The organism is Nocardia implantans (assembly GCF_035544775.1).
Taxonomy (GTDB): Bacteria; Actinomycetota; Actinomycetes; order Mycobacteriales; family Mycobacteriaceae; genus Nocardia; species Nocardia implantans.
In genome coordinates, this window is record NZ_JAYKYQ010000013.1 from 73,963 (window position 1) to 96,569 (window position 22,607).

Sequence of the window (22,607 nt, forward strand, 5' to 3'; positions counted from 1 at the left end):
GGTTCAGTTCACGCATTTCGGTCCGTTCTGGCCTGCGTCGATCGGTGGAGCGGGCGGGACTGGTGTGGCCGCGGTCGACGTTCCGGACAGATCGAACATCCGGCTCGCCGACGAGCCCGGACCAGAATAGTCGCTCGCCAGCACGACACTCACCGAATCCGGGGACAGCGCCGGATCGGCGAGCACCGTCAGCCCGCCGAGCGCCTTGGCCACCGCCTGCGCCTTCGGGCTCGCGGTGTCCGCCGCGAGCACCCGGCTGCCGGTGACGCGAGTGCCGGTGTAGTTGGACACCGTGCCTTGGCGAAAACCCTTGGCGCTCAACGCTTGCGCGACCTCGGCCGCGAGCCCGCCGATGCCGCCCGCGTTGTAGACGCTGACCGTCACCGTCGCGGGATCGAAGCCCGTCTCGGCATTGCGCGGGGCGGGGTTGTCGCCGACCAGCGAGGCGACGTAGGACTTGACCGCTTTGGGCTCGACCTTGACCACCGATTCGCCGTTGCCGGTCTCGCCGTTGAGGTCGGCGACCGGAATGGTCTCGAATTTCACCTGACCGCCGGACAGGTCCTTCAACCGTTGCAGGAAGGCCAGCACGTCCCAGTCCTCGTCCAGCACGATCGTCCGCCCCACCGCTTCGCTGAGTTGCTGGAGCTTGGCCGGGTTGCCCAGCGTCTTCGCGCTGAGCACCTGCTGCACCAGCTGCGCCATGAACACCTGCTGGCGCACGATGCGATCGATGTCGCCGCGCGGCAGGTCGTGGCGCTGGCGCACGAAACTCAGTGCCCGCGGGCCGTCCAGCCGCTGCCGTCCCGCGGGGAACCTGGCGCCGGACATCCACTCGTCGACCGGGTTCTTCAGACACACCTCGACTCCGCCGACGGCGTCGGTGAGCAGCGCGAAGCCGAGCAGACTCACCTCGGCGTAGTGGTCGACGGTGATGCCGGTGAGCCCGGCCACCGTCTTGATCAGCGCCTGTCTGCCCGCCTGAGTGGACTGCCGCTCCGCCTCGTCGTTGGCGGCCCCCTGGTCGAGGAGCTTCTGGAACTGGGTCGCCTTCGTCGCGCCGTAGGCGGAGTTGATCTTGCCCATCCCCAGGCCGGGAATGTTGACGTAGGAATCGCGCGGAATCGAGATCGCGGTGGCCGAGCGTCCGTCGTTGGGCACGCGCAGCAGGACGATGGTGTCGGTGTTGGTGCCCACCTCGTCGCCGGCGTGCAGCATCGCGCGCTCGGCGTCCGAGAGCGGATTGCCGTGCGCGTCGGTGCGGCTGTCCACACCGACCAGCAGGATGTCCACCGCGCCGTCGCGACTGCCGCCCAGGCCGAGATCGCCGAGTCGCTCGATGTTCGCGACCAGCCCGTCGACGCTGTGCCAGGCGAAACCGGTGAGCACCAGCACGGTGACGGCGGCGGCCACGGCGAGCGAGCGCAACGGCCCGAATGCCCGGTCGCCGGGCCCGGTCGCCCGCGACGCCGCCGATGTGCCCCTCCGCTGCGACAAGTCCGCATCCTCTCGCCGAAACTCGGTGTACCGGCGACGCGTGCGCAACCGATCCGCCACCCTGGTTACCGCTCGCCCCGCCCGATTTCGGGATCCCCCGATAGCACAAGGCTATCGAAAGGTGGTCGCGAACGGCCGTAACCGAGAACGTGGCGGCGTGCCAGACTTGCGCCCGTGACCGACCCCACCGCGCCCGCGTCCACCGTGCCCGCTCGCCTCGTCGTCACCGGGGCGAACGGACAGGTGGGCCGGGAATTGCGGCGTCTCGCTCCGGCCGCCAGCGGCTACGGGCGCGCCGAACTCGACATCACCGACCCCGCCGCCGTGCGCGCGGTACTCGCGCCCGGCGACGTGGTGCTGAACTGCGCCGCCTATACCGCCGTCGACCTGGCCGAGACCGAAGCCGAGGCGGCGTACGCGGGCAACGCCACCGGACCGGCCGTGCTCGCAGGCGTCTGCGCTGACGTCGGCGCCCGGCTGATCCATCTGTCCACCGATTACGTCTTTCCAGGTACCCACGATCGGCCGTACGACACTGCCGATGTGACCGGACCGACCTCCGTGTACGGGGCGTCCAAGCTCGCGGGCGAACAGGCGGTGCTGAGCCGCTGCCCGGACGCGCACGTGGTGCGCACGGCGTGGGTATACACCGGGCGCGGCGGCGATTTCGTCGCCACGATGCTGCGGCTGGAGCGCGAACGCGACACCGTCGACGTGGTCGACGACGAGGTCGGCTCTCCCACCTACGCCGCCGACCTGGCCGCCGCGCTGCTGGAATTGGCGGGCAGACCGGACGCGCCACGGGTGCTGCACGCCACCAACGCCGGACGGGCCAGCCGGTTCGAACTCGCCCGCGCGGTGTTCGCCGGGGTCGGCGCCGATCCCGAACGCGTCCGGCCGTGCGACTCCTCCGCGTTCCCCAGACCCGCACGGCGCCCGGCGTTCTCGGTGCTGTCGCCGCGCGCCTGGAACGACGCGGGGCTCACGCCGCTGCGGGATTGGCAGGCCGCGCTGAGCGACGCCCTGGCGCGGCGGTCCGATTGAGGCGACCTTCCTCAATCAAGCCCTCCGCCGCTGCTGCGGCCAACCGCGAATCATCAGCACACGCCCGGCGACTGCTGTCATCAGGTCTCCCGACACCACTGAGACCCCTCGCGAATCATCGGCACACGCCTTCCGACTGCCTGCCCGCGGCGCGGTCCGCCATCCCCGCGACCATGCGCGGACTATCGGGGGACGGCTCGCGCCCGCGCCCGTTAAGGTTGGCTGTCGTGAGTGATTCCGCATCCGCCGCGCCCGCGGGCCTGGCCGTCGTCACGGTGACCTACTCGCCGGGTGAACACCTCGAGCACTTCATCAGCACGCTAGCCGGGGCCACCGCCGAGAAACCTCAGGTGATCCTCGCCGACAACGGCTCGGTGGACGGTGTGCCGGAGCTGGTCGCCGAGGCCAATTCCCACGTGCGGCTGCTGCGCACCGGCGGCAACATCGGTTACGGCGGCGCGATCAACCGGGCGGTCGCGGAGATCGATCCGGCGATCGAGTTCATCGTGATCGCCAACCCGGACATCCGCTGGGGCACCGATTCCATCGACAAACTGCTCGCCGCCGCCAAGCGCTGGCCGCGCGCGGGCGCGCTCGGGCCGCTGGTGCTCGAGCCGGACGGCAGCGTGTATCCGTCGGCCCGCCGGGTGCCCGGCCTGCTGGACGGCGCCGGACACGCGATCCTGGGCACGGTGTGGAAGTCCAACCCGTGGACCCGCCGCTACCGGCAGGAGAACGAGGAGATCTCCGAGCGGGCCGTCGGCTGGCTGTCGGGTTCGTGCCTGCTGGTGCGGCGCGCGGCGTTCGACTCGATCGACGGCTTCGACTCCCGCTACTTCATGTACATGGAGGACGTCGACTTCGGTGACCGGATGGGCAAGGCGGGCTGGCACAACGTTTTCGTGCCGGACGCCGAGGTCACCCACGCCAAGGGTCACGCGGCGGGACGTCATCCCGAGAAGATGCTGCCCGCCCACCACGCCAGCGCCTACCGGTTCCAGGCCGACCGGCATCCGCACTGGTGGCAGGCTCCGCTGCGGCTGGCGCTGCGGGCCGGACTTGCGATCCGCTCACGGATTGCGGTTCGATCTGCCCTGCGCCAGCAGGCGCGCGACGCCGGGTGACCGGCGACGCCGGCAGGAAACGACCTTGTGAACAGGGGAGCTCGATGGCAGGAAATGCAGGCACCGACGCGGTGATCCTGGTCGGCGGGCAGGGAACGCGGCTGCGGCCGCTGACCCTCTCGGCGCCCAAGCCGATGCTGCCGACGGCCGGGCTCCCGTTCCTGACCCACCTGCTCGCCCGGATCGCCGAGGCCGGGATCACCCACGTGGTGCTGGGCACGTCGTTCAAGGCCGAGGTGTTCGAAGAGCACTTCGGCGACGGCTCCGAGCTGGGCCTGGAGATCGAGTACGTCACCGAGACCGAGCCGCTGGGCACCGGAGGCGCGATCCGCAACGTGCTGCCCAAGCTGCGCGCGGACAACGTGATGGTGTTCAACGGCGACGTGCTCGGCGGCACCGACCTCGGCGCGGTGCTCGACACGCACGAGTCCACCCGCGCGGATGTGACGTTGCACCTGGTCCGGGTCAGCGACCCGCGCGCGTTCGGCTGCGTGCCCACCGACGCGGACGGCCGGGTCACCGCGTTCCTGGAGAAGACCCAGGACCCGCCGACCGATCAGATCAACGCCGGATGCTACGTCTTCCGCCGCGAGTACATCGAGAAGATCCCGGCCGGGCGCCCGGTGTCGGTGGAGCGCGAGGTGTTCCCCGCGCTGCTGACCGAGGGCGCCCGCGTCCAGGGCTACGTCGACGCCTCCTACTGGCGCGACATGGGCACCCCCGAGGACTTCGTCCGCGGCTCCGCCGACCTGGTTCGCGGCATCGCGCCCTCCCCCGCCCTGCCGGGGCAGCGCGGTGAATCGCTGGTGCATCCCAGCGCAGGCGTCGCTCCCGGCGCGCTGCTCATCGGCGGCACGGTCGTCGGCCGCGGCGCGGAGATCGGGGCGGGCGCGCGCCTGGACGGCGCGGTCGTCTTCGACGGCGCGGTGATCGAGGCCGGCGCCACCGTCGAACGCACCATCATCGGCTTCGGGGCGCGCATCGGTCCCCGCGCACTGGTCCGCGACGGCGTCATCGGCGACGGCGCGAACATCGGCGCACGCTGCGAACTGCTGCGCGGCGCCCGCGTCTGGCCCGGCGTGGAGATTCCCGACGGCGGCATCCGCTTCTCCACCGACGTCTGAGGCCCCGACCCCGCACGCGGCTAGGAGAATCCCACGGCTTGCTGCCCCCAGGCGGTGTGCAGGTCGCGGTCGGGGTCGTCGACCACCCGATCGACGCTGTCGATGAGCAGCGTGGCGCGGGCTCCGAGCCGGTAGGGCCGCCAGTGCTTGGAGCCGTCGAGGGCGGCGGGCACGCCGTGCGCGGCGAAGGCCAGCCAGCGGCGCATCATGCGCCCGGAGACCTCCATGGCCGCCTTGCGCCCGCCGAGCCAGAAGGTGGGGTCGAGGTTCAGCGTGCCGAAATTGCCGAAGACGTAAGGCAATTCGGTGGCGTGACCAGCACCGACGCGGGCCGCCCTGAGCATGGGGGTGGCGTAGTCGAAGCGGTACATCCAGGTGGGCGAGTGCTCGGCGTGGCCGTCGGCCACCCAGTGCGCCGGCATCCGGAACGCCGCGTCGGTGGACATCGCCAGCGCGCCGCGCGCCTTGTTCAGGTCCGGGTAGGCCGAGGTGATCTCGGCGATGCGCTCGGCGGACAGCTCAGGGTGACCGGCCGCGACGTCACGCAGCATCGCGTTCACCGCGTCCGGCGTCACCGGCATGATCGGCGAGCGCAGCAGCCGGAACAGCGACGCCTCGTCCTTGTTGGTGCCGATGATCAACGGCACCCGGTGCGATAGTCCGCGCTGGAACCGGTCGATCGGGTAGGTCGGCAGCAGATCGCCGTCGACCACGGGCGCGGCGGCCAGCCGGCCCGGTTCCCGCAGCGGTATCTCGTCGAGCAGGACGCCCGCCGCGGCCACGATCCGCTCGATCGGGCAGTCCAGCAATTCCTCGGCCCTGGTCGCGGGCAGCTCGATCAGTTCGAGGAACCGCCGCGCCACCCTCGCGGCCCGTTCCTGCCCGAACACGGTGGTCGCGGGCGGGCTCTGCGCGATCGCCCGGTGGAACAGCCCGGCGGCGCGCGGCGCGGTGAGCAGCGCGGTGACGCAACCCGCTCCGGACGACTCGCCGAACAGCGTGACGTTGTCTGGATCGCCGCCGAACGCGGCGATGTTGTCGCGCACCCACTCCAGTGCGGAAATCTGGTCGTGCAGGCCGAGATTCGGCGCGAAGTCGGCGCCGAGGGAGGACAGGTCCAAGAAGCCGAGCGCACCGAGCCGATAGTTGACCCCGACGACCACCACGTCACCGGTCGCGGCCAGCTTGCGCCCGTCGTAGATCTGTTGGGCGGCGGTGCCGAGGCAGTACGCGCCGCCGTGCAGCCAGACCAGCACCGGGCGCGGTTCGGTTTCCCCGCCACGGGTCGGCTCGCCGGTTTCCGGCCGAGGTGACCAGACGTTGAGCCACAAACAGTCCTCGCCCATGGTCAGGCCCGAGTCGATGGGAACCATGGTGCCCATCGTCTGCGGCGCGATATCCCCGAACGCGGTGCAGTCGCGCACTCCCTCCCAGGGCTGCGGGGGCCGCGGCGGAGCGAACCTGGCCGGACCGGTGGGGGCCGCCGCGTAGGGGATGCTGCGCCAGACGGACACCGACCCTTCGCGCACGCCGCGCACGTCGCCGTAAGCCGTTCGCGCGATGGGCTCGGCGCAACCGTCGGGACCGGGCACCGCCTCGGAGAACTGAGCGCGCATCGCAGACCTCCTCATACTTCTTTTTCGAGAGTACGTCGAAGATCAGGACGACAACGTCGCGATGCCATGACATTGCCGCGTCGACTCCCATTCATCCGCTGTTCAGGCCGTCGGACGGGGCCTCGGTGTCGAATCGGTCACGGCGACCGCCGGGACCCACGGCAACTTGCGATAGCCAGGAGGGTGCTCCCGTCGCGCGGGTGGAGCGGGGTCAGGTCGCGGCCTCCGATTCCCGGTCGCCGACCGACGCCGTCTCGTCGCCCACGTACGCGACCCCCAATCGGCGATACGGCCCGTCCTCGCCCAGCAGCTGTGCGTGCGTGCCGGTCTGCGACAACGGTCCCACCACCGCGATGAGATCGGGGTCCGCCGCGGTGGCGAGCCTCGTGCAACACCACCGAGCCCGCGGACATCTCCAGGACTCGCCCCCCGAACGACGAGCTGCCCGCGGCGCAAGGCCTAAACTGAGCGGATGCCGAGTTACAGCTATCGGTGCCGCAGCTGCGGCGACACGTTCGAGGTCTCCCGCCCGATGGCGGAGTCGTCGGCGCCGGCGACCTGCCCGATCGGCCACGACGACACGGTCAAGCTGCTGACCACCTTCGCCACCGTCTCCCGAGGCGGTGCTCCCGCGCCGGCTCCGGCGGCGCCACCGGCGGGCGGCGGCTGCTGCGGTGGCGGCTGCTGCGGCTGAGATTCCGGCGCGGGGTCAGTCGCGCCGGTCGGCGTGACCGAGGTCGCGCTCGGGTGCGACCCGGTCGCGCACCCGCTGCTTCAGCACCGCGATGTCGGGAAATCCGCCGTCGGCCTTGCGCTCCCAGATCTGTTCGCCGTCCACGGTGATCCGGAAGACCCCGCCCGAACCGGGCCGGAGCGCGACTTCGTCCAAGTCGGTGGCGAACGTGCTGAGCAATTCCTGTGCCATCCAGCTCGCCCGCAGCAACCAGCGGCATTGGGTGCAGTACTCGATCGCGACGCGTGCCATGCCCGCTGACGCTACCGCTCAGTCCTCGTGCGTGCCGTCCAGGTAGACCCACGCGCCCTCGGACCGGGCGAACCTGCTGGTCTCGTGCAGGGAGCCGCGGCCGTCGGCGTCCCGGTAGTGCGCGACGAACTCCACCGTGCCGCTGTCGTCGAACAGTCCACCGCGATCGGTCCCGGTGATCTCGAGGAACAACCAGCGCTGGGCCGGATCGAGGGTCAGCTCGCGCGGGCGGGTGCGCGGATGCCAGGAACGCAGCAGATAGCAGGCGTCGCCCACCGCGAACGCGGTGTAGCGCGAGCGCATCAGCGCTTCGGCGGTGGGAGCGGGACGCTCGCCGCTCAGCACCGGACCGCAACAGTCGTCGAAAGCCTCACCACGCCCACACGGGCATCGCTGCGTCGCATTCATGCCGCGTCCTTTCCGAACCCCACTGCCATCTCTGCTCCTGATCCGCACCCGCCTTGCCCGTCCGGCCTACACGCGTCTCCGTGGGCACACGCTTCCCGCCATCTCCGGCTAATGATCATCCTTCCGGCCTGAACGGCGCCCGCCGCAGGCACGTCGCCACCGCTTCCGAGCCGATCCGCTTGCCGCCGGTCTTGCCGACCCGGCGTCCACCCGGAATCAATCCCGGCGCGCCTGCACCGCCGCGAGGTCCGCGGCCAAGGCGACGGTCTGCTCCCGCCAACGGCGCAGGTCGGTGACGCTGGGAGCGAGTTCGTAATCGTGGTGGTGGGCCGCGCGCGACAGCGCTGCCCAGAGCACGGCCACGCGCGCCGCCACGTCCGGTCCCGCGAAGGCGCGCAGCGCGATCAACTGCGCCCGCATCGGACAGCGGACCAGCGCGGGCGCCAGGCGCGACCACAGTTCGTCCACGGCCTGCTCCAGCGCGATCCGCAGGATCCAGGCCGTCGCCCTCGACCACAGCCCGCCCGCGGCGGTCACCGATCCCGCCAGCAGCAGATCGACCGTTTCCAGCCGCTCGGCGACCGACGGCCGATTCCCGCGCGAACGGGGCGGGCCGTTGTTCCGCCCCCGCTGCCCGTGCCGGGTCGCGCGCCCGCCGCCCCCTGGGCCACGGCGCGCGCCGACCGGCCTGCGCCGCCCGGTCACCGGCGCCTCACCGGGCCAGCCACGCGACGAACTTCTCGGTCTCACCGATCAGCTCGCGCATATCGCGCCCGATCGGCACGTGCGCGCCCGCCGTGGCGTCGCGCAGCGCGTCCACCACCCACCGGCCCTCGCGCGCGATGAGGTTCTTGTTCAAGTCGTCGACCCTACTGCCGACCCCTAAGACCGCGAGCGCCACCTTCGCCCGGGTCGAATGCGCGGCATCGATGTGGCGTTCCACCTCTTGGTGGTCCATGCCCGCGGCGAGCAAGCTGCGCCGCGCCCTGGCCAGACTGGCCGCTTCCACCGCGGAACGGCAGCACGTGGCCACCAGTTCGTCGGCGATCGCCGCGGGCAACTGCGGGGTGCGCACCAGAGCGCGGGCGTCGTCGAGGTAGCGGCGGATCGGGTCGCTGGACACCCGCACCTCGACCACCGAGCGGTCGCGGCGCTGCACTTCCAGCACGGTCGCGTCGAGCTGCATCCGGCGCACCGCCTCGGCGAGGCGCTCGTCGTGGGTGAACACCACCACCTGCCTGGTCCAGGCGACCGTGGCGAGCACTTGGGCCAGGCCGTCCACCTTGGCCGGGTCCATCGCCTGCACCGGGTCGTCGATCATGACGAAGCGGAACGGGCTCTGCTCCACCGTGGCGCGCGGCAGGAACAGCGAGAGGCCCAGCGCGTGCAGCTCACCCTGGCTCATCACGCCGAGCGCGGCGCCGTCCACCTCGTCGACGGTCACGTCGAGCAGCACGCGGCGCGCGGTGCCCGCGTTGCCCTGCAGACGGATCGCGCCCAGTTCGACGTTGCTCTGCTGCCGCAGCGTGCGCCACACCCACCTGGCCGTCGTCTCCAGCGGCGTCATGCGCTCGCCGCGCAGGCCCGCGGTGGCCGACTTCAGCCAGTCCTCGGCCTTCTTCACGGTGCGCAGCTCCGGCGCGTGCGCGGCCACCTCGCGCGCGCCCTCCAGCCAGGCCACGATCCGCGGCACCAGCGGCGTCCACACCTCGTCGAGGCGGTCGAGTTCCTTGCGCGTGCCCTGTTGCAGCAGGTCGAGTTCGTCCACCAGGCGCGCGTGCGCCGCGCGCAGCCGGGCGGGCAGGTCCTCGGTGTACTCGGCGGTGGTCAGCGCGGCCCACTCGGCCCATGCCTCGCGCACCGCCGTGGTGTCGACCGACGGCGGGTTGCGCGGGTCGAAATCCAGCTCGGCGGGAACGAGGTCGGGAAGCGCCCGCGCGGCCCGCACGGCGTTGCCGAGTTCGACCCTGGCGGTGGTGAGCGCGTCCACCCTGGCGCTCAGCCGCTCGATCGCCGCATCGGTCTCGCGGGCCCACGCCGCGTCGAGTGCGCCGCGGCCGCACACGGGGCATGGGCACGGCCCGCTCGCCGCCTGATGTTCCCGCGCCTTGCGCAGCAGGTCGAGCAGGCGCAGATCGGCTTCGGCGTCGGCGGTGGTTCCCGCGGCGAGCGCAGCGCCCCATTCCTCCAGGCGGGTGGCCACGGCCTCCACTTCGGCGTCCTCGGGCAGCGCGAGCCGCACGATCGCGCGCAGACCGTCCGGTCCGGCCGGGTCGTCCACCGCGCCGAGCACTTCCCGGCCGACCGCGGCCAGATCCGGCTGCGCGGGCCGCAGCAGCCCGGCGACCCGCACCGCCCGGTCGTCGGCCACGGACGCAAGCAGTTCGAGCAGTTCCAGGCGTTCCTGACGCGAATCCCGCACGGCGCGTTCCAGCTCGAGGCGGCGCATCCGGATCCGTTCCTGCGCCAGGGTGAGTTCGTCGAGGCCGAGCAGCTGGTGCAGCGCGTCGAACAGATCGCTCGGCTTCCCGTCCACCAGCGCGCCGAGTTCGCTGTAGGACAGGAAGGGGCGGTAGAGCTCGAGCTGGGCGGCCCAGCGATCGGTGTCGAATTCCGTCGGCGGCTCGGGCGGATACCGCTGGGTCCACTGCGCGTCCGGCAGGTCCGCGTCGGCCGCCCACTCCTTGGCGATGGTGAGGCGCGGCGTGGCGCCCGCGGTGAGCAACTCCAGCTCGATGCGGGCGGCCGTGCCGTCGTGCAGGTTGCGCCAGCCTTCCCGCCACGCCGCCGATCGACCGTCCCACCGGCGGTTGCCTCCGGTCATGGCCAATTCCGCCGCCTCGGCGAAACTGGATTTGCCGCTGCCGTTGCGGCCGACCACGAGGGTGAGGCCGGGCCCGGGCGGCAGCTGCAACGTGGTCTCGGGGCCGATGCCGCGGAAGCCGCACACCCGGATGGCGCTGAGGAAGATCCCGGAGTGATCGAATGCCGTTGCGGCGTCGGCTGATTCGGCGGCGCCGAGGGCGCGCAACACAGTCCGCATGACCGACGGCGTGACCGCTGGATCCTCGGCCAGGCGCCTGGCCACCACCTCCGAGAGCCGCGGCGGCGCGTCCGCGGAACCGGCGGCCTGGACAGCGTCGGGATCCAGGCGCATGCGAAAAATCCCCTCCACCATCGAGCCGCAGCACGTCCTCCGACCCCGTGCGCGGCGCCTTGTCGAAGCTGTGCGAAACGCTACCCGATAGCGTCCGGATCGCGCATCGTGCCCGAGCGAATCTGCCCGCGGGGATGGATATGGTCATCGAAACGCCTGCGCCGCGTCTCGATGTCCACCCCTCGCGCCAACCCCGGCGGGCAGCCTCGATGGTGTCTACACCCGGTCCGGGTGGCTCGGTCGAGCCGAACAGGACAGAATGCCAGAGCGGCCCGATCGGCGCAAGATTTACGCGAACGGCGAATGCGGAACCGGGACAAGCGGTTCCGCGCGCGAGGCCGCACCGGTGGCGGCACTTGTCGGTGCGCTGGGGTAGAAATCCGGTCAACCGAGCAATGAAGGAAGGCGATGAGGCAGCAGCGAGCCGGAGCGGGCCGATGACGACGCCGTGGACCGAAGCCCAGGTCACGGCGCTGGCGCCGGACGCAAATTCGCTGTCGGCGGCGCGCAAGCTGGTGGGCCGCTGGCGCGAGAGCGGGCAGCACGGCACCGCGCTGTGGGGCCGGTGCCAGGGCAGCGGCGCCACGCCCTATCAGACGATCGTCGACCTGTCCGGCCCGGCGTACCGCTGCTCCTGCCCGAGCCGGAAGTTTCCCTGTAAGCACGCGCTGTCGTTGTTGCTGCGCTGGTCCGCGGGCGAGGTCGCCGTCGCGCCGGAGACCGCCGACTACGCGGCCGCGTGGATCGGCGGCCGTACCGCACGGGCCGCCGCGTCCGCCGACCGGCCACGCACCCCGAATCCGGCCACAGCCGAACAGCGCCGGGTGCGGGTGACGGCGGGGTTGGAGGAACTCGACGTCTGGCTCGGTGATCAGGTGCGCACCGGCCTCGCGCAGGCCGATCGCTCCTATCGCGCCTTCGAGGCCGTGGCCGCCAGGATGGTCGACGCGCAGGCCCCCGGCCTCGCCGCCGCGCTGCGCAGGCTCCCGGCCGTCGTGGCCACCAGAAACGACTGGCCGGAGGTGATGCTGCGCGAGTACGCGCGCATGCACCTGCTGATCGCCGCGCACCGGCAGCTCGACGCGGCGCCGCCCGCGCTGCGCGCCAGTATCCGCACCCACGTCGGTTATCCCAATCCGGCAGAGGCGGTGCGTGCCGAAGTACCGGTCCGCGACCGATGGATGGTGTTCGGCGCGCGGATCACCGAGGACGAGCGCCTCTACACCCGGCGCACCTGGTTGTACGGGCGCGAAAGCAGGCGCTGGGCGGTGGTGGTCGACCATTCCTTCGGCTCCCCCGGCTTCCCCGCCGACGTTCCCGCCCTGGGGCAACTGGCCGACGCCCAGCTCCATTTCTATCCCGGCGCCGCGCCGCTGCGCGCGCTGTGGGGCGAACGGCACAGCGCCGCCGAACCATTCACCACGCTGCCCGCCGACCGCGACCGCCCGGCCACCATCGCCGCCGCGCTGGCCGCGCACGCGTCCGCGCTCGGGGCCGATCCGTGGCTGCGCTCGTGGCCGATGCTCTTGGCCGACGTGGTGCCCACCCGCACCGAACAGGGCTGGTACGTCACCGAATCCGACGGGACCGCGCTGCCGATCCGGCCGGGTGAGCAACCGTGGACGCTGCTGGCCGTCTCCGGCGGTCATCCGGTGACGGTGGCCGGCGAGTGGAGCGCCGACGGTTTGGAGCCGATCTCGGTGTTCACCGCGGGTGAGGTGATCGATCTGGCACCCACCGAGACATTCGTCCCCGACGCGACCCACCCGCAGCCTGCGCCGACCGGGAGCGCGGGTCTCACCTCCGTCGCGTTGCTCGGCACCGCCCGCCGTGCACCGGACCTCGCGGCGCTGGCGCCCCCGATCGCGCGAGCGGCCGAGCGGTTGCCGCATGATCCCGCGTCGCGATTGCTCGAAACCGCCGCGCTGCAAGACCTCTACACTCGCGGCGGCGTAGCGCCCGCCATCGCGGCGGCGCCGGAGCCCGCGGCGGACGATCCCCGTCCGGCGCTGCCGCGCCCCGCCGCCGTACGCCTGGCGCGCATGCTGCGGGAACGCTCGGCGTTCCTGCCCGAATGGTTCGAGGCGGCGCGGCCGCACGACTATCGAGCGCCGGACGCGCTGTGCGAGCAACTGCTCGAGCACGCGAAGATCAATGCCACCTTGCGCGAGCCGCTGCTGCGCCTCGCCGGCTCTCGCGGCAGCTGGCTGGCGGCCCGGCATCCGGCCTGGCGCGACCTGGTGCGGCTGCCGTCCACCGATGACGAAACGTCCTCGGACACTTGGCTTTTCGGTCGGCCACCCGAGCGGCGCGACTGGCTCGCCGGCCTTCGGCGCGCCGACCCTGGCGCGGCACGAGAACAACTCACCGCGGCGTGGCCGAAGGAATCCGGGCCGCTGAAGGCCGAACTGCTGGCCGTGCTCGCCGACGCACTCGGCCCGGACGACGAGCCCCTGCTGGAAACGGCGCTGGACGACCGGCGCGCGGATGTGCGCCGCACCGCAGCCGGACTGCTCGCGCTGCTGCCGGACTCGGCGTTCTCGCAGCGGATGCGGGCGCGGGCGAGCGCCTGGATCCGCGCCGAGCACCGGATGCTGCACACGAACGTGGTGCTCACGCTGCCGGACCGGCCCGACGCCGCCGCGCAGCGTGACGGGATCACCGACCGCACCATCGAATTCGCCTACCGCTGGAACGGCGCGCCCGACGTGGCCGCGGCCCGGCTCCGGCAGGTGGTCGCCGCCACCCCGCTCGCGCACTGGGCCGACGTGCTCGGCACGCCGCGGCAGGCGGTGCGCGCCACGATCGAGGACCGGTTCCGGCAGCCGATCTTCGACGGCTGGGTGGACGCCGCACTGGCGCAACGCGACTCGGCGTGGGCGCGCGCGCTGTTCGAAGCGGGCGTGCCCACCGACCTGGCGATGCTGCGCAGGCGGGAGCTGTTCGCGCTGCTTCCGCTGCCGGACCGGACCGCGCACCTGGTGCGGCTGGACGGGTCGTGGCTGTCGGAGATCGAGGCGCTGCTGCCCGCGATGGGCCATCCGTGGCCGGAAGCGCTGGCCCAGCACGTGGTGCTGCTGCTGTTCGAGCGGGCGCGGGCGGCGGCGCGGCGTCCCGAGACGCACGGCGCGGCACCGAGCGCGCACCGGTCGCTGCTCGCCGCGGCCTCGGTGCACCTCCCGGTCGCCGCAGCGAGCACGCTGTCCGCGGTGGCCCGCAAATGCGACGATCCCGCCTGGGAGCGGACCTTCGACCAGCTCGCCCATGACCTCAACCACCGCTCGATGATGCTCGAGGAGTTGCAGTGACCACCACCGACCCGACGCCCGGCCTGCTGCGCCCCCACGCCGAACAGGCGTATGCCGACGAGCTGCGCGCCCTCGCCGCCGCCGACGACCGGCCCCGCCCGCCGTCGTGGCGGCTGTCGCCCTGGGCGGTGGTCACCTACCTGCTCGGCGGCACCCTGGCCGACGGCACCGTGATCACCCCGAAGTACGTCGGCCCGCGCAGGCTCATGGAGGTGGCGGTCGCGACGCTGGCCACCGACCGGGCGCTGTTGCTGCTCGGGGTGCCCGGCACCGCCAAAACGTGGGTGTCGGAACATCTCTCCGCCGCCATCAGCGGCGCGTCGACATTGCTGGTGCAGGGCACCTCCGGCACGGCCGAGGAGGCGATCCGCTACGGCTGGAACTACGCGCGGTTGCTCGCGGAAGGGCCAAGCGACGCGGCGCTGGTGCCGTCGCCGGTGCTCACGGCCATGCGGACGGGCTCCATCGCCAGGATCGAAGAGCTCACCCGCATCCCCTCGGACGTGCAGGACGCGCTGATCACCATCCTGTCCGAGAAGACCCTGCCCCTGCCGGAACTCGGCACGGAGGTGCAGGCGGCCAAGGGCTTCAACGTCATCGCCACCGCCAACGATCGCGACCGCGGGGTGAACGAGTTGTCCTCCGCGTTGCGCCGCCGGTTCAACACGGTGGTGCTGCCGCTGCCCGCGAGCGAGGACGAGGAGGTCGCCATCGTCAGCAGGCGGGTCGAGCAACTCGGTTCGGCGCTGGAATTGCCCGCCGTGCCCGCGGCGGCCGAAGAGGTGCGGCGAGTGGTGCGGGTCTTCCGTGAGCTGCGCTCCGGCAGCACGGCCGACGGACGGACCAAGCTGAAGTCGCCGTCCGGGACGCTGTCCACGGCCGAGGCGATCTCGGTGATCACCAACGGCATCGCGCTCTCGGCGCACTTCGGCGACGGTGTGCTGCGCGCCTCCGACATCGCGGGCGCGGTGCTCGGTTCGGTGATCAAGGATCCGGTAGCCGACGCCGTGGTGTGGACGGAGTATCTGGAGGCCGTCGTCCGCGAGCGACCGGACTGGGCGGACTTCTACCGCGCCTGCCGCGAGGTCACCGGGTGACCTCCGAAGCAGACCCCGTGACCAGGGTTTTCGGCATCCGCCACCATGGTCCCGGCTCGGCGCGCTCGCTGCGGCTGGCCCTGGCGCAGTTCCGGCCCGACATGATCCTGATCGAGGGGCCCGCCGACGCCGATCCGCTGGTCGGCCTCGTCGCCGCGGAAGGGATGGCCCCGCCGGTCGCGCTGCTGGCGTATGTTCCCGACGCCCCCGCCAAGGCCGCGTTCTGGCCGTACGCGGTGTTCTCCCCCGAATGGCAGGCGCTGCGCTACGCCGCCGACAACGAGGTGCCCGTGCGGTTCTGCGATCTGCCCGCGAGCGTCACGCTGGCGACGGAGGACGAGCCCGGTGACCGGTTCGATCCGCTCGCCACGCTGGCCGCGGCCGGCGGCTACGACGACGCCGAACGCTGGTGGGACGCCGTCGTGGAATCGGTGCCGGACGCGGCCGCGTTCGACGCGATCACCGAGGCGATGGGCGCGCTGCGGGAATCCGCCGACCGCGACGCGCGGCACGGCGATGCGACACCGCGCACCGCCTGTGCGCACGGCAACCCGTCGAAGAGCGAGTCCACCGACGCCGAAACCATCGGTGATTCACCAGCGGCCGAACCCACCGGAGACCGGCCAGCGCAAGGCGATTCCGCGAACCCCGACACTGCGGGAGACCGCCGGTCGCAAGACGATCCAGCCACGAATGCCACTGCACCGGAGTTGGATTCGGTCGCGGAGGCGGTCGCCGAACCGGCCCTCGGGCCAGAACCACCGGAGCCCCTCGTCGTCGACGCCCACACCCTGCGGCGCGAGGCCTACATGCGCCAGACCATGCGCAAGGCGCTCAAAGATGGGGCGCTGCGGCTGGCGGTGGTGTGCGGGGCGTGGCACGCGCCCGCGCTCACCGGCGCGCTCGGTCCCGCCGCGCCCGACGCCCGGTTGCTCAAAGGCCTGCCGAAGACCAAAGCCAAGCTCACCTGGGTGCCGTGGACGCACTCGCGGCTGTCCACGACCTCCGGCTACGGCGCCGGCGTCACCTCGCCGGGCTGGTACCACCACCTGTTCACCGCCACCGCCCAGCCGATCGCCCGCTGGCTGACCAAGGTCGCCGGTGTGCTGCGCGCCCACGATCTGCCCGTCTCCAGCGCGCATGTCATCGAGGCCGTCCGGCTCGCCGACACGCTCGCCGCGCTGCGCGGTCGCCCGCTGGCCGGTCTGTCGGAGGTGACCGAGGCCACCCGGTCGGTGCTGTGCGGCGGCGACGAGACGATGCTGCGGTTGGTGATCGGCGAACTCGTCGTCGGCGAGGCGCTGGGCGCCGTTCCGGAGCAGACGCCGACCGTGCCGCTGGACGCGGACCTGCGCGCCACCATCCGGTCGCTGCGGATGAAGCAGGAGCCCTCGATCCGCACCGTCGACCTGGATCTGCGCAAGGAACGCGAGGTCGCGCGGTCGCGCCTGCTGCACCGGCTGCGGGTGCTCGACATCGAGTGGGGCACGCTCACCATCAGCGACGTGCGCAGCACCGGCACCTTCCGGGAAACCTGGACGCTGCAGTGGCATCCCGAGTACGCGATCTCGATCATCGAGGCCTCGCGCTGGGGCACCACCATCCGCACCGCGGCGGAGGCGAAGATCCTCGACACCGCGAGCCGCGCCGACCGCTCGGTCGGCGAATTGACCACCGCGTTGGAAGTCGCGCTGCTGGCCGATCTGGGCGGCGCCACCGACGGATTGATCGCCCGGCTGGAATCCACCGCGGCGCTCGACCACGACGTCACCCACCTGCTGGCCGCGCTGCCCGGCCTGATCCGCACGCTGCGCTACGGCGACGTACGCGGCACCGACACCAAAGCGCTCGCCCACGTGGCCGATGGGTTGCTGGTGCGCATCTGCGCGGGCCTGCCCGCGGCGGTCACCGGATTGGACACCGACGCCGCCACCGAGCTGCGCGGTCTGCTGGACGCGGCGCACACCGCCATCCACACCAGGGACGACGGCTGGGCCACCGGCGCCTGGCTCGCCGCGCTGCGCCGGATCGCCGACCGCGACGACGTGCACGGCGCTCTGGTGGGGCGCGCGGTCCGCTTGCTCGCCGACGCGGGCCGTATCGATGACGCCGAATCCGCGCGCAGGCTGTCCGCCGCGCTGTCGGTGGGCGCCACCGCCGCGGCCAAGGCGGCGTGGATCGACGGTTTCCTCGGCGGTCGCGGCCTGCTGCTGGTGCACGATCGGGAGCTGTTGCGGCTCATCGACGACTGGCTGCGCGGCCTCGGCGACGACACGTTCGTCGAGACGCTGCCGCTGCTACGCCGCACCTTCGGCGCGTTCGAATCGGGTGAGCGCCGCGCCATCGGGCAGGCGGTCCGCGACGGCGGATCGGTCTCCCCCACGGCGGCCGTCGCGGGCATCGACGCCGATCGCGCCACAATCGCGGTGCGGACGGCAGCGGAGATTCTGGGGGTCACGGTATGAGCGGCCAAGCATGGAGGTCGGTCTCACGGCAGCACCACGCCGTCCATACCGAAAGCACACAGAGCACGAGCCGCCCAGGCCCGCAGGCGACAGCGCAGCACCACCGCGCAAGGCCCGCCCATCCCCGGAAGCGCACCCAGAACGAGCGAGCGGACCCGCGGACGACCGCGCAGCACTACTACGCCGCCTTCGCCCACACCGCAAGGCGGGGACAGTGTGAGCGGATCAGGACCGGAGGCGGCAGCTCAGCGTCTATATGGGACCTCCGCGCATGCCGGAAAGGACGCGGCATGAGCAGTCAGGCCAGGCGGCAGCGGAGCGTGACCACGCAGGGCCCCGCCCGTGCAAAGATCGGATACACATTGAGGGAACAGGCAGTCCGGCGAGACCGCAGCGAGGTCGCCGCTCATACCCGGAAGGGCGCGGCATGACCGACGAAGCGCAGTCCCGGCGTTGGCGATTGGTGCTCGGCGCGGCGGCGGAGGAAGGACTGGGCGGGCTGGGCTCCGGCACGGACGCGGCCATGGACCGGGCGCTGTCGGCGCTGTACAACACCGATGAGGAGACCTCGCCCGGCAAGCGCACCGGCGGTTTGCAGGGTTCGGCGCCGCGCGTGGCCCGCTGGCTCGGTGATATTCGCAGCTACTTCCCCGCCTCCGTCGTCGAGGTCATGCAGCGCGATGCCGTGGAGCGGCTCGATCTCACCCAATTGCTGCTCGAGCCGGAACTGCTCGAGGCGGTGGAGCCGGACGTGCACTTGGTCGGCACCCTGTTGAGCTTGAACCGGGTGATGCCGGAGACCACCAAGGCCACCGCGCGCATGGTGGTGGAGAAGGTGGTGCGGGAGATCGAGCAGCGCATCGCGGCGCAGACCGTCGCCGCGGTCTCGGGCGCGCTGAACCGCGCCGCCCGCGTCACCCGGCCGAAACTGCGCGACATCGACTGGGACCGCACGATTCGCAAGAACCTCGCCACCTATCTGCCCGAGCATCGCACCGTGGTGCCCGAACGCCTGGTCGGCTACGGCCGCAAGACCCAGGCGGTGCGGCGGGACGTGGTGCTTGCCATCGACCAGTCCGGTTCGATGGCCGCCAGCGTCGTGTACGCGTCGGTGTTCGGCGCGGTGCTCGCGTCGATGCGGTCGCTGCGCACCTCGCTGGTGGTCTTCGACACCGAGATCGTCGACCTCACCGACAAACTCGACGACCCGGTGGAGGTGCTGTTCGGCACGCAACTCGGCGGCGGCACCGACATCAACCGGGCCATCGCCTACTGCCAGTCCCTGGTCACCCGCCCGGCCGACACGCTGTTCGTCCTGATCTCCGATCTCTACGAGGGCGGCATCCGCGACGAGATGCTGCGCCGCGTCCGCTCGCTGCAGGAGTCCGGCGTCCAGGTCGTCGTGCTGCTGGCCCTCTCCGACGACGGCGCGCCCGCCTTCGATCACGACAACGCCGCGGCCCTCGCCGCACTCGGCATCCCGGCCTTCGCCTGCACCCCCGACAAGTTCCCGGAACTGCTCGCACTGGCTCTCGACCGCGGCGACGTCCAAACTTGGGCCCACGCCAACGCCACTCAGCACTAGCGCAGGCAGCGCGGCCGATAGAAGCCCGAGCCCACGCCGACGCCTGGCTGGCAGCATGGAACGCACGCGACCTCGATGCCATCATCGCCTGCTACGCCGACGACGTGGACTTCGTCGCCTCCACAGTGACGCGCCGAACCGCTCCGCTACCGGTGCGTGGCGGGCAGAAAGGGCTCCACGGTCGGTGCTCCGGCAACCGGTAGCGAGTCGAATCGGCCGATGCTGCTCGAGGTACGTTCGAAACGATCCAGGCGACAGGAGAATTCAAACGATGACTGCGGTGCAGGGTAGGACGATCGACATTCAGACGGCCGATGGTGTCGCAGACGCGTATGTCGCCTACCCCGACGACGGCGCCGCTCATCCGGGTGTGCTGGTGATCCAGGACGGTTTCGGGCTGCGGCCCAGCCTGCGGTCGTTGGCCGATCGTATCGCCGACCACGGCTACACCGTGCTGTTGCCGAACGCTTACTACCGGCACGGGCGTGCGCCCGTGGTCGAGCTGCCGGATTTCATCGATCCAGCGGAGCGGCCGGAGATCTTTCAACAGGTCTTCCCGATGATTCGGGAGCTGACACCGGAACTCTTGCGTTCCGATGTCGCCGCCTGCCTCGCGTGGCTGGCGGACTCGCCGCTGGTCGCCGGAAAGAAGATCGGCCTCACCGGCTACTGCATGGGTGCGCGGCTGGCGGTGCTGGCCGCCGCGATGTTCCCCGAGCGGGTCGCCGCGGTGGCCGGATTCCACGGCGGACCGCTCGTCACCGACACGCCGGACAGTCCGCACCTGACCGTCGGAAACATCACCGGCGAGTTGTACTTCGCCCACGCGGGCGAGGACCACCACATGACCGCGGAGCACATCGCTCAGTTCGACAAGGCGCTCGAGGCCGCAGGCGTCCGGCACCGGACCGAGGTCTACGAGGGGGCGCAACACGGCTACACCCAAGCCGATACTTCCGCTTACGATCCCGAGGCAGCTGAACGGCACTACCGCGAACTGCTGGCCCTGTTCGACCGCAATCTGCGCCGGTAGTTCGCTCCGGCCTGGTCTCCAGCGTCCGTCGCGCCCGGCGCTGCGCCCGCACCGCCGCGGGGACAAGTACGTCTCGGCGTGGGTGGGGTCGACCAGTGGGTGCGCCCCCTGTCCGCTACGTGATCTGCGGATCACCGGGCCGCAGTGCTGCGGCCGCGCCTTCCGTGTTCCCCTGTCAGAACGCCGGGGCCGCGGTGATCTGGACATACTCGTTCCAGCCCACCGCGGCCCGCTGCGTTCATCGGAATCGGCACTCACCGGCCGGGACATGTCCACGCTCATGCGGGAACACTCGCCGCGCTGAAGCGCGGCGCGAAAGCCCACGGCCGGAGCGGGTCAGCCGGGATAACCCCCGGGGAACCCGCCCAACAGGGCGAACACTTGAATCGCCAGCGAAGACAGCAAATCCGCGATGGTCATCAGTTCCATGGCAACTCCTTGTCCGGACGGGCGAACTAGGACGGCTCTGCGATGGTACGCGCGGCGCAGCGCTTTTCCGGTCAGCGCCGCCGGGCGTGTGGCGGGCCGTCAGGGGCTGGTCGGCACGGGGTTCGGTGGAAGGGGACCCATCACGCCCCATGCCGTCGCCGCCGCGGGCACCACGAGGGGATGTAGTACGGCCGACACCGCCAGCAACATGACGGCGACGACGGTGTCCAGCCAGTAGTGGTTGGCGGTGCCCACCACCACCAGCGTGGTCAGCGCCGGATGGGCCAGCGCGAGCCAGCGCCACGGCGTGCGGGTGGCGGCGACCACCGCCACGCCGAGCAGCAGCGCCCAGCCGACGTGCAGCGAAGGCATGGCCGCGAACTGATTGGACAGACCGCCGGAATCGGCGTCGCCGTAGACGGATTGACCGTATCGCGCGGCGAGATCGACGAACCCCTGGTCGGGCAGCATGCGGGGCGGTGCGAGCGGAACCAGGATGTGCACCACGAGCGCCGTCCCGGTCAGCGCCACCATGAGATTTCTGGTCCAGCGATAGTGCTCCGGCCGGAACGTCCACAACCACAGCAGGACTCCGACGGCCACGGTGAAATGCGCGCCGGCGTAATAGAAATTGGCCGGAACGGCGAGGAATTCGCGGTTGACGAACAACGCCTGCACCGACTGCTCGTCCGTCAGGCCGAGCCGGTCCTCGAGTCCGAGCAGGCGGTGCGCGTTGACCAGGGCGCGCCCGGTGTCGTCGGCGGTGATCAGCCGCCCCGCGCGATAGCCGAGGTAGAGCACCGTGATGAGGAGGAGCTGCCCGGCGGCCTCGCCGCCGCGCCCGCGCACGGCCGCTCGCACCCGTTCGGCGACTCCGCCCGGCGCGACCCCGAGCCCGGCGCCCGCACCCCCGAAGTCCACAGCGACCATCACTCGGCCTCCTTCCCCGTTGAATCAGGCCGTTTACCGAGAGTTAAGTGGAGTGGTAACCTCCGTTTAAACTAGCACCACCGAACGGACAACTTCAGCAAGATGTGATGGGGCATACAGCACCGCGCACGGATCCGAGTTCGCTTGCAGCACACGCGTTCTCGTGATCTTCGCGGCCTACCGACGACACTGCCGCACATGCGGAACGCAGCACCCGGCCGCCCGTCACGGTGCGCCCACGTCTCCTGCCGGCCGGAGCCATTCGACAATGCGGTGCCATGACGAGATCCCCACGGAAGATCGCGAGCCGGTCGTAGCCGGTGGCGATGCCGCGCCACTGTTCGCCCCTATCGGGCTAACCGACCGGGCTCGGCATCGGGTGATCGGCCTGCTCGGTTTGAACTCCGTCGACGGTGCTTACGGAAAACGCTTGGCGATCGCCGCCGTGATCGCGTCCGGTGCGTGTTCTTGAATGAAGTGCCGCGCGCGTGGCAGCTCGACCATGTCGAGATCGGCGAAGGTGGCACGCATTCGCGGGATATAGGCGTTCGGACGGAACGCCATGTCCCGCATCCCCCACACCAGCAGGGCCGGCTTGTCGCCGAGCAGGGCGGGCACGTCCCTGGCCAGCTGGTCCAGCAGCGGGCGCGCGGCGCGAATCTCTCTGGGCAGCACGGCGAGTCCGCGACGGGCTTCCGCGGTGGGCTGTACGGCGCGGTAGTGGTCGGCCTCGGCCGTGCTGAGCTTGCTTCCCAGTTCCGCGAGCAGGACGCGGCCCCTCCCTCCGCCGCCAGACTACCTGTGA

Annotated in this window: 17 protein-coding genes and 1 pseudogene; 9 read left to right on the forward strand and 9 right to left on the reverse strand. The window is 71.4% G+C overall.

Translation table 11 applies throughout. The features are described from left to right. Positions 1 to 3: 3 nt before the first annotated feature. Positions 4 to 1,497 carry an LCP family protein gene (locus tag U3653_RS27250; RefSeq protein WP_435406589.1) on the reverse strand — a complete coding sequence of 498 codons (1,494 nt, stop codon included), beginning with the start codon at positions 1,495 to 1,497 and terminating at the stop codon, positions 4 to 6. A 174-nt stretch (positions 1,498 to 1,671) separates the two neighbouring features. Here U3653_RS27250 and rfbD point away from each other — a divergent pair, with 174 nt between their 5' ends. The 3 genes from rfbD (at position 1,672) to manB (ending at position 4,789) form a co-directional block, all read left to right on the forward strand. Beyond that, positions 1,672 to 2,541 (forward strand): dTDP-4-dehydrorhamnose reductase, encoded by an 870-nt coding sequence (gene rfbD, locus U3653_RS27255; protein ID WP_323124385.1) that lies wholly within the window; start codon positions 1,672 to 1,674, stop codon positions 2,539 to 2,541. A gap of 227 nt (positions 2,542 to 2,768) precedes the next feature. Then, positions 2,769 to 3,665 carry a glycosyltransferase family 2 protein gene (locus U3653_RS27260; protein WP_195082046.1) on the forward strand — a complete coding sequence of 299 codons (897 nt, stop codon included), beginning with the start codon at positions 2,769 to 2,771 and terminating at the stop codon, positions 3,663 to 3,665. Between the two features lie 44 nt (positions 3,666 to 3,709). Continuing rightward, on the forward strand, positions 3,710 to 4,789 hold the full coding sequence (gene manB / locus U3653_RS27265; RefSeq protein ID WP_195082047.1) for a mannose-1-phosphate guanylyltransferase: 1,080 nt from the start codon (positions 3,710 to 3,712) through the stop codon (positions 4,787 to 4,789). 20 nt (positions 4,790 to 4,809) lie between these two features. On the opposite strand, the gene U3653_RS27270 is transcribed toward manB, so the two are convergent. Together U3653_RS27270 and U3653_RS27275 are read right to left on the reverse strand one after the other, a co-directional pair. Further along, entirely contained in the window at positions 4,810 to 6,405 is a 1,596-nt protein-coding gene (locus U3653_RS27270; RefSeq protein WP_195082048.1) for a carboxylesterase/lipase family protein, read from the reverse strand. Positions 6,406 to 6,616: 211 nt separating this feature from the next. Then, entirely contained in the window at positions 6,617 to 6,751 is a 135-nt protein-coding gene (locus U3653_RS27275; RefSeq protein WP_323124384.1) for a hypothetical protein, read from the reverse strand. Positions 6,752 to 6,877: 126 nt separating this feature from the next. On the opposite strand from U3653_RS27275, the gene U3653_RS27280 reads away from it, so the two are divergent. Further along, entirely contained in the window at positions 6,878 to 7,099 is a 222-nt protein-coding gene (locus U3653_RS27280) for an FmdB family zinc ribbon protein (protein WP_195082049.1), read from the forward strand. 15 nt (positions 7,100 to 7,114) lie between these two features. Here the strand turns inward: U3653_RS27280 and U3653_RS27285 are convergent, their stop codons facing one another. From U3653_RS27285 to U3653_RS27300, 4 genes are all read right to left on the reverse strand, one after another. After that, the gene (locus U3653_RS27285; protein ID WP_067804457.1) at positions 7,115 to 7,390 is read right to left on the reverse strand and encodes an Rdx family protein; all 276 of its coding nucleotides are present in this window, start codon (positions 7,388 to 7,390) and stop codon (positions 7,115 to 7,117) included. 18 nt (positions 7,391 to 7,408) lie between these two features. Further along, complete coding sequence (locus tag U3653_RS27290) at positions 7,409 to 7,798, reverse strand: YchJ family protein (protein ID WP_195082050.1); 390 nt, start codon at positions 7,796 to 7,798, stop codon at positions 7,409 to 7,411. A 216-nt stretch (positions 7,799 to 8,014) separates the two neighbouring features. Next, positions 8,015 to 8,503 (reverse strand): hypothetical protein, encoded by a 489-nt coding sequence (locus U3653_RS27295; protein WP_195082051.1) that lies wholly within the window; start codon positions 8,501 to 8,503, stop codon positions 8,015 to 8,017. A 7-nt stretch (positions 8,504 to 8,510) separates the two neighbouring features. After that, on the reverse strand, positions 8,511 to 10,955 hold the full coding sequence (locus U3653_RS27300) for an AAA family ATPase (RefSeq protein ID WP_323124383.1): 2,445 nt from the start codon (positions 10,953 to 10,955) through the stop codon (positions 8,511 to 8,513). 437 nt (positions 10,956 to 11,392) lie between these two features. Between U3653_RS27300 and U3653_RS27305 the strand changes: the two genes are divergently transcribed. The 5 genes from U3653_RS27305 (at position 11,393) to U3653_RS27325 (ending at position 20,443) form a co-directional block, all read left to right on the forward strand. Beyond that, positions 11,393 to 14,263, forward strand: a complete 2,871-nt coding sequence (locus U3653_RS27305; RefSeq protein ID WP_195082053.1) for an SWIM zinc finger family protein — start codon at positions 11,393 to 11,395, stop codon at positions 14,261 to 14,263. Next, positions 14,260 to 15,360 (forward strand): ATP-binding protein, encoded by a 1,101-nt coding sequence (locus tag U3653_RS27310; protein WP_195082054.1) that lies wholly within the window; start codon positions 14,260 to 14,262, stop codon positions 15,358 to 15,360. The genes U3653_RS27305 and U3653_RS27310 overlap by 4 nt, the downstream gene beginning before the upstream one ends. Next, positions 15,339 to 17,825, forward strand: a complete 2,487-nt coding sequence (locus U3653_RS27315; RefSeq protein ID WP_323124398.1) for a DUF5682 family protein — start codon at positions 15,339 to 15,341, stop codon at positions 17,823 to 17,825. Before U3653_RS27310 ends, U3653_RS27315 begins: the two co-directional genes overlap by 22 nt. A 427-nt stretch (positions 17,826 to 18,252) precedes the next feature. Beyond that, entirely contained in the window at positions 18,253 to 19,410 is a 1,158-nt protein-coding gene (locus U3653_RS27320) for a VWA domain-containing protein (RefSeq protein ID WP_195082056.1), read from the forward strand. A 271-nt stretch (positions 19,411 to 19,681) separates the two neighbouring features. After that, positions 19,682 to 20,443, forward strand: a complete 762-nt coding sequence (locus U3653_RS27325; protein WP_195082057.1) for a dienelactone hydrolase family protein — start codon at positions 19,682 to 19,684, stop codon at positions 20,441 to 20,443. A 528-nt stretch (positions 20,444 to 20,971) separates the two neighbouring features. On the opposite strand, the gene U3653_RS27330 is transcribed toward U3653_RS27325, so the two are convergent. Both U3653_RS27330 and U3653_RS27335 read right to left on the reverse strand, forming a co-directional pair. Continuing rightward, positions 20,972 to 21,802 (reverse strand): phosphatase PAP2 family protein, encoded by an 831-nt coding sequence (locus tag U3653_RS27330; protein ID WP_195082058.1) that lies wholly within the window; start codon positions 21,800 to 21,802, stop codon positions 20,972 to 20,974. A 417-nt stretch (positions 21,803 to 22,219) separates the two neighbouring features. Beyond that, positions 22,220 to 22,537: pseudogene (locus U3653_RS27335) on the reverse strand (haloalkane dehalogenase); the annotation flags it as partial. Positions 22,538 to 22,607 lie beyond the last annotated feature (70 nt).

What these genes read in the sequence shown, in the direction of transcription:
- U3653_RS27320 (WP_195082056.1), top strand. Translation starts at nt 18,253, where the DNA reads ATGACCGACGAAGCGCAGTCCCGGCGTTGGCGATTGGTGCTCGGCGCG.
- U3653_RS27300 (WP_323124383.1), bottom strand. Translation starts at nt 10,955, where the DNA reads ATGCGCCTGGATCCCGACGCTGTCCAGGCCGCCGGTTCCGCGGACGCG.
- U3653_RS27325 (WP_195082057.1), top strand. Translation starts at nt 19,682, where the DNA reads ATGACTGCGGTGCAGGGTAGGACGATCGACATTCAGACGGCCGATGGT.
- U3653_RS27330 (WP_195082058.1), bottom strand. Translation starts at nt 21,802, where the DNA reads ATGGTCGCTGTGGACTTCGGGGGTGCGGGCGCCGGGCTCGGGGTCGCG.
- U3653_RS27270 (WP_195082048.1), bottom strand. Translation starts at nt 6,405, where the DNA reads ATGCGCGCTCAGTTCTCCGAGGCGGTGCCCGGTCCCGACGGTTGCGCC.
- U3653_RS27305 (WP_195082053.1), top strand. Translation starts at nt 11,393, where the DNA reads ATGACGACGCCGTGGACCGAAGCCCAGGTCACGGCGCTGGCGCCGGAC.
- U3653_RS27280 (WP_195082049.1), top strand. Translation starts at nt 6,878, where the DNA reads ATGCCGAGTTACAGCTATCGGTGCCGCAGCTGCGGCGACACGTTCGAG.
- U3653_RS27285 (WP_067804457.1), bottom strand. Translation starts at nt 7,390, where the DNA reads ATGGCACGCGTCGCGATCGAGTACTGCACCCAATGCCGCTGGTTGCTG.
- manB (WP_195082047.1), top strand. Translation starts at nt 3,710, where the DNA reads ATGGCAGGAAATGCAGGCACCGACGCGGTGATCCTGGTCGGCGGGCAG.
- U3653_RS27290 (WP_195082050.1), bottom strand. Translation starts at nt 7,798, where the DNA reads ATGAATGCGACGCAGCGATGCCCGTGTGGGCGTGGTGAGGCTTTCGAC.